Annotated in this window: 7 protein-coding genes and 1 tRNA gene; 7 read left to right on the forward strand and 1 reads right to left on the reverse strand. The window is 39.3% G+C overall.

Annotated features, from left to right (window positions below):
* Window positions 1-168 precede the first annotated feature (168 nt).
* Both IM515_RS00455 and IM515_RS00460 read left to right on the forward strand, forming a co-directional pair.
* Window positions 169-612: a polyhedral envelope domain-containing protein gene (locus IM515_RS00455; protein ID WP_052277755.1), complete on the forward strand. Its 444-nt coding sequence runs from the start codon at window positions 169-171 to the stop codon at window positions 610-612.
* A gap of 57 nt (window positions 613-669) precedes the next feature.
* Window positions 670-2217 (forward strand): protein kinase domain-containing protein, encoded by a 1548-nt coding sequence (locus tag IM515_RS00460; RefSeq protein ID WP_287626989.1) that lies wholly within the window; start codon window positions 670-672, stop codon window positions 2215-2217.
* A 49-nt stretch (window positions 2218-2266) separates the two neighbouring features.
* On the opposite strand, the gene trhO is transcribed toward IM515_RS00460, so the two are convergent.
* Window positions 2267-3079: an oxygen-dependent tRNA uridine(34) hydroxylase TrhO gene (gene trhO / locus IM515_RS00465; RefSeq protein ID WP_287626988.1), complete on the reverse strand. Its 813-nt coding sequence runs from the start codon at window positions 3077-3079 to the stop codon at window positions 2267-2269.
* A 77-nt stretch (window positions 3080-3156) separates the two neighbouring features.
* On the opposite strand from trhO, the gene IM515_RS00470 reads away from it, so the two are divergent.
* From IM515_RS00470 to IM515_RS00490, 5 genes are all read left to right on the forward strand, one after another.
* Window positions 3157-3229, forward strand: a tRNA-Ala gene (locus IM515_RS00470).
* A 77-nt stretch (window positions 3230-3306) separates the two neighbouring features.
* Window positions 3307-4089: a DNA repair protein RecO gene (gene recO, locus IM515_RS00475; protein ID WP_287626987.1), complete on the forward strand. Its 783-nt coding sequence runs from the start codon at window positions 3307-3309 to the stop codon at window positions 4087-4089.
* A gap of 22 nt (window positions 4090-4111) precedes the next feature.
* Window positions 4112-5602: an MFS transporter gene (locus tag IM515_RS00480; protein ID WP_287626986.1), complete on the forward strand. Its 1491-nt coding sequence runs from the start codon at window positions 4112-4114 to the stop codon at window positions 5600-5602.
* On the forward strand, window positions 5574-5702 hold the full coding sequence (locus IM515_RS00485) for a hypothetical protein (protein ID WP_287633454.1): 129 nt from the start codon (window positions 5574-5576) through the stop codon (window positions 5700-5702). Before IM515_RS00480 ends, IM515_RS00485 begins: the two co-directional genes overlap by 29 nt.
* A 58-nt stretch (window positions 5703-5760) precedes the next feature.
* Window positions 5761-5988, forward strand: coding sequence for a hypothetical protein (locus IM515_RS00490; RefSeq protein WP_287626985.1), 228 nt, complete (start codon window positions 5761-5763; stop codon window positions 5986-5988).
* Window positions 5989-6151: the final 163 nt, after the last annotated feature.

Here is a 6151-nt window from a genome sequence, read left to right on the forward strand (position 1 = left end):
CTTAGTGAAAGATATTGCTGACTTGAAAGGGTTTAAATCCCTGATTATCCCCCTGGTTGTGGCTTTTTTAAGTGCCGTGGTAACTTTGGGATTGCGCGGCTTTTTTCTTGGCAACAAACCTTAATTTTTTATTTCAATAAAATAGTTATCTGTAAGAGGGTTTTAATTATGACACAAACTAGCGAAACCGTTACCTATTCTCTCGAATCTGTCCTCAAAGAAATTAAAGATAGCATTAAAGAGGTTAATCAGAAAATTGACTTTCTCCAAAGAGATGTTAATCAAAAATTTGACACCCTGCAAAGAGATGTGGATCAGAAAATCGACAATCTCCAAAGAGATATGGATCAAAAATTTGACAGTCTCCAAAAAGATGTTAATGATTTAAAGGTGGAAGTCACAGAAATCAAAGGAGATATTAAAACTCTTGATCAGAAAGTCGAAACAATGGATAAACGACTAGAAAAAGTTGAAGATAATTATGCAATCTTAGTTAAAGATATTGCTGACTTGAAAGGGTTTAAATCCCTGATTATCCCCATGGTTGTGGCTTTTTTAAGTGCCGTGGTAACTTTGGGATTGCGCGGCTTTTTTCTTGGCAATAAACCTTAAATATATCAGGGAATATTGTTATCATCAAGTTTATTTTTTACTCTACCAATAAAATCTATGAGTTTTTGTATTAATCCTCATTGTCCCAAACCGAAAAGTATCACGGAGAGTCGTTACTGTCAATCCTGTGGTTCCGACTTGCTTTTAAATGGTAAATATCGAGTCACAAATTTATTGAGTGCCAAAGGTGGATTTGGTAATACCTATGAAGTGATAGATGAACGTAAAATACCCAAAGTATTAAAAGTTCTTACCTACGATTCTAGCAAAGCTATTGATTTATTTCAACAGGAAGCCAATCTTTTAAAACAATTAAATCACCCCGGTATTCCCAAAGGAGAAAACTATTTTATTTATCATCCCCGGGAGAGTCAAACTGCCTTACACTGTTTAGTTATGGAGAAAATTGCTGGTATTGACTTAGAAGAACATCAAAAACAAAGAGGATTTAAACCGATTGATTATAATCTCGCTTTGGATTGGTTAACTCAGTTAGCCAATATTCTCCATGAAGTTCATAAACATAAATTCTATCATCGTGATATCAAACCCTCTAATATTATCTTAAAACCCGATGGTCAATTAGTTTTAATTGATTTTGGGGCAGCGCGACAAGTGACTAAAACCGTCCTAGCAGGAGGTAAAAATACGGGAATTTATACCCCCGGATATGCTCCTCCTGAACAATCTCTTGGTCACTCTGTCCCCCAATCAGACTTTTATGCTTTGGGCAAAACTTTCGTCTTTTTGTTAACCGGTAAAGAACCCAGTGACCCGAAAATTTATAACATTAATACCAATGAATTTAACTGGCGTAAATATGCACAAAATATCCCTTCTCGATTAGCAGATTTTATCGATAATTTAATGGCAGAAAAACCTATTGATCGACCTAAAGATACCAAAAGTTTGCTAAAAATTATTACTGATATTAAAGCCAATCCCCATCAAACTAAAAAAACTAAAAAATCTTCTCCTGAAAAACCTAAAATTATTCCTATTACCAATCCGGCACTTATTTCTTTACTCGCCGCAATTTCTCCCAGTTATGCTGGGTTTTGGCTCCGTTTCAAAGCCTCTTTAATTGATTCTTTTATCGTTCTTATTATCGCCGCTTTATTAGGTGGTTATATCTGTTTTCGCTTACAACAATGGTCGGTTTTTCAAGATTTAAATCTCAACTTTAATATTCCCAAAGAAATCTGGGTTTACTATGCGGCAGCATTAAGTGCAGCTGGAACAACAATTATCGGGTTTGCTTTATTTATGGCGGCAATTATCTATAATATTCAAGCCAAACTTAACTTTACTCACGAGCATATTGCTATTCTTAGCGCCCTCGGTTTAGGAATAGTTATTAAATGGTTATATTATGTTTTCTTAGAATATCTTTTTAAAGCCACTATTGGTAAAATGTTTTTTGATTTATCTGTCACCGATAGCCAAGGCCGACGCATATCTTTTGCGAGAGCAAATCGCCGCTACTTACTAAAATATCTCTCCACTGCTCCCTTATATTTGGGCTTTTTACTGGCAGCCTGGACAAAGAAAAAACGCGCCCTTCATGACATGATTTCTGGTACACAAATCCGCAAGAAAAAGTAACCAGATACTAGAAAAGTAGGGAGATGAGAGCGGTACGAATAGGATAAAATTAACTACAATAGGGACAAGATATTCCTGCTCGGTAATTGGGGGACTGTTTATCTTTTTCATCGATGGGATGACCGCAAGCGGGACACATTTCATAATGTCCCACCTCTAGATTAGCTGTTAGGGCCACTCTTTGATCAAAAACAAAACATTCTCCTTGCCAAAGACTCTGATCGGCACTAACTTCTTCTAAGTATTTCAAAATACCTCCCTCTAGCTGATAAACTTGAGAAAAGCCTTGATTTAATAAAAAAGCTGCCGCCTTTTCACAACGAATTCCCCCCGTACAAAAAAGAGCTATTTTTTTATCGTTAATACTATCAAAATTTTCCTGAATATACTCAGGAAATTGGCGAAAATGCTGGATTTCTGGGTTAAGCGCTCCCGCAAAAGTACCGATCGCCACTTCATAATTATTACGAGTATCGATAACTACCACGTTCGGCTCTTTCAGCAATTGGTTCCACTCTTCAGTTTTGAGATGAATTCCTGTTTTTTCGAGAGGATTAGCCTTGGCTTGACCAAAAGTCACAATTTCCTTTTTTAAGCGAATTTTTAAGCGTTGAAAGGGCAAATAATCACAAACAGACTCTTTCACTTCTAGATTAGCTAAACGAGTATCGGTTTTTAACCAACTAATCACCTCGGCGATCGCTTGATGGTTCCCGGCGATCGTTGCGTTAATCCCCTCGGCTGCCAGCAGAATAGTTCCTTTAATTCCTCTTTCTTGGCAGTATTTTTGTATTTCTGGCTGTTTTTGACGATAATCTGACAAAGCCACAAACTGGTAAAAAGTGGCGACTAGATAAGACATGGCAAGTAAGGGAAAAATTAACTTGTAATATTTTTCACTATAGGTTATGATAACGAAAGTGTCCTAAAAACCAGATCGGGGGTTTAGCTCAGTTGGTAGAGCGCCTGCTTTGCAAGCAGGATGTCAGCGGTTCGAGTCCGCTAACCTCCATAGTCCTGACTGATTCCCCTGCGCTTGGTGATTAGCTCAAGTCTTCTTGGGGAGACAATTAGCTAGTTAATTATTAAATGATGTCTCGTACCTATCAAGCTACTGGAATCAATCTACAAGGAATGGCCTTCGGAGAAGCCGATCGCCTCTTAACTATTTTGACCGCCGAATATGGTTTAATTAGAGCCATCGCTCCCGGTGCGCGCAAGTATAAATCTTCCCTGCGGGGTAGAAGTGAACTATTTGTGGTCAATAATCTGTTAATAGTCGCAGGAAAATCCCTAGATAAGGTCGTTCAAGCTGAAACTATCGAATCTTATCCCAAATTAAGTCAAAATCTCGCCAAACTCACCGTTAGTCAATACCTCTGCGAACTGGTTTTGGCGATCGCAATGAGCGAACAACCCCAGAGGGAATTATACGAATTAATCTGCAGCCATCTGGCCAGAATTGAAGTCCTCGACGAAAATCAATACATACTTCCCTACCTTTGTCAAGCAATTTTTCATTTCTTAATAATTGCTGGCTTAGTGCCGCAAGTCCATAACTGCCTGTTGACGGGAAAAGCTTTAATTGGGAACAATTGCCTAGGATTTAGTTTCGAGGCAGGGGGAATAATAGATCTAGCTGCCCTAACAGAAACAATCAACCCGCCCAAAATCGATAGTAAACTGACGTTGCAAGAACTGCAATTACTGCAATGCCTAGGAAAAACAGATTTTCCCCCAGAAGAAAACCTTACCTCAGAACTAGCTTGGATTAACCTCGATCGCCTGCTACGCCGCTATACTCAATATCATCTAGGAAAAACTTTTCGCTCCTCGGCATTAGTTGAGGGTTTATCTCCCTTAGAATTTTAAACAGATAGCAAAAATCATCATAATGCAACTGTTTGACTCAGAAACTGACGACGCTACGTCTAGCGCCTCCTCCACTCCTGTTTTTAATTCTTCCGATTCCTCACCGAGGCAATCCGACGCAGAAACCATGAACCGCTTGCCTAAACGTGCGCCCAAATCCAATCCCAGTCAGGGTTTTGCCCCAGTGCTAAAAAACCCGCGCTTTCTCATTCTCTGGGCGGGGGGAATTTTTTCCCAATTAGCGGATAAATTCTATTTAGTCCTGATGATCTCCCTAATTGCCACCCATTACCAAAAAGCCGATCAGTCAATTAGTGGCTGGGTATCGGCGATAATGATTGCTAATACAATTCCGGCGGTGTTAGTGGGTTCGGTGGCGGGTGTATATGTTGATAGATGGTTAAAAAAACAAGTTTTAGTTATTTCTAACCTTTTACGCGGGGCTTTTGTCCTCGTTATTCCCCTATTATTGTGGTTAGTGCGCGAGCAAACTTTAGCCGTTCCCCTCGGTTGGTTGCCTGACGGTTTAAGAAATTGGCATTACCGGCTACAAGGAGAATTTAATTTACCCTTCGGTTTTTTCCTATTGTTAGTCATTACTTTTCTTGTCTCCACCTTAACCCAATTTTTTGCCCCCGCCGAACAATCTACCCTGCCATTAGTAGTAAAACGTCGTCATCTTCTACCCGCTAATTCCCTCAACACTTTAACCACCATGGCAGTATTAATTATCGGTTTTGCCATCGGTGAACCTCTATTGGCTTTTGCCGATAGCATTTTCGGCACTAGAGCCGGACAATTTGATATTGGCAAAGTGATGATTGTCGGTGCTTTTTATATAATTGCCGGTTTAATTCTAATTATCTTGCGAACTAACGAAAAATATATTATTCCTACCGCAGAACAGCCCCATGTTTGGGAAGATATCCGCGACGGCATTCGTTACCTCAACAAAAATCATAAAGTTCGTAACGCTCTAATTCAATTAGTCATCTTATTCTGTATTTTTGCCGCTCTATCTGTATTAGCTGTCAGTATGGCCGAAAAACTACCCGGGTTAAAAGCTTCTCAATTCGGCTTTTTATTAGCCTCCTGTGGTGCAGGGATGGCAGTTAGTGCCATTACTTTGGGTTATTGGGGTCAAAAATTCTCCCACACCCAATTAAGTCTCTGGGGTTCCCTGGGTATGGCGGCAGCTTTAATCGGTTTATCCCTAGCAACAAAGAGTTTAATTTTAGCCTTCGCTATGACCGCTTTATTAGGGATTTTTGCCGCTTTAGTCGGGGTTCCCATGCAAACTACCCTACAGGCAGATACACCCCCCGAAATGCGCGGTAAAGTCTTTGGTTTAGAAAATAATGCCGTTAATATTGCCCTCTCTTTACCATTAGCTGTTGCGGGTATCGCCGAAACTCAATTCGGACTGCGACCGGTACTATTAGCTTTAGCAGTTATGGCAGTTATCGGCGGTGGTTTTACTTGGTATGTTTCTCGCAATTTATCTAAAGATTAGCGGAACTTTTCAGTTATCAGTTATCAGTTATCAGTTATCAGTTATCAGTTATCAGTTATCAGTTATCAGTTATCAGTTATCAGTTATCAGTTATCAGTAATTAGTAATTAGAACAAGAGTTTCAACAGGAATTAAATCAGTACGAGGAGGAAAAAAGAATGCCTTATATTACCAGTGTTGAAAGAATGGGAATGGAAAAGGGGATGAGAGAATCTGTCATTGATGCCCTTGAGATTCGGTTTGACAATGTGCCTTCTGAACTGGTTAATAAGATTAGCCAAATTCAAGACACTTCTCTTCTAAAAAATCTCCACAGACAAGCGATTACTCTTGACTCAATCTCAGATTTTCAGGACTATTTAAATCAGTTAATCAAACCTGAATAATTCTGGTTTGTCGCCCAAGAAAACGGGTTTCTTGAGGAAACCCGTTTTCTGTGTTTAGTGACAGAGTAGCGGCTTATAATGTGTAATTAATTTTGCTTAGGCACTTATTAATCGCCACAGTTTCTCTTATCTAGTTAAGTAGGGTTTGCTGAATAAATGTGAA

This window comes from Microcystis sp. M44BS1, assembly GCF_020244875.1.
GTDB lineage: Bacteria > Cyanobacteriota > Cyanobacteriia > Cyanobacteriales > Microcystaceae > Microcystis > Microcystis panniformis.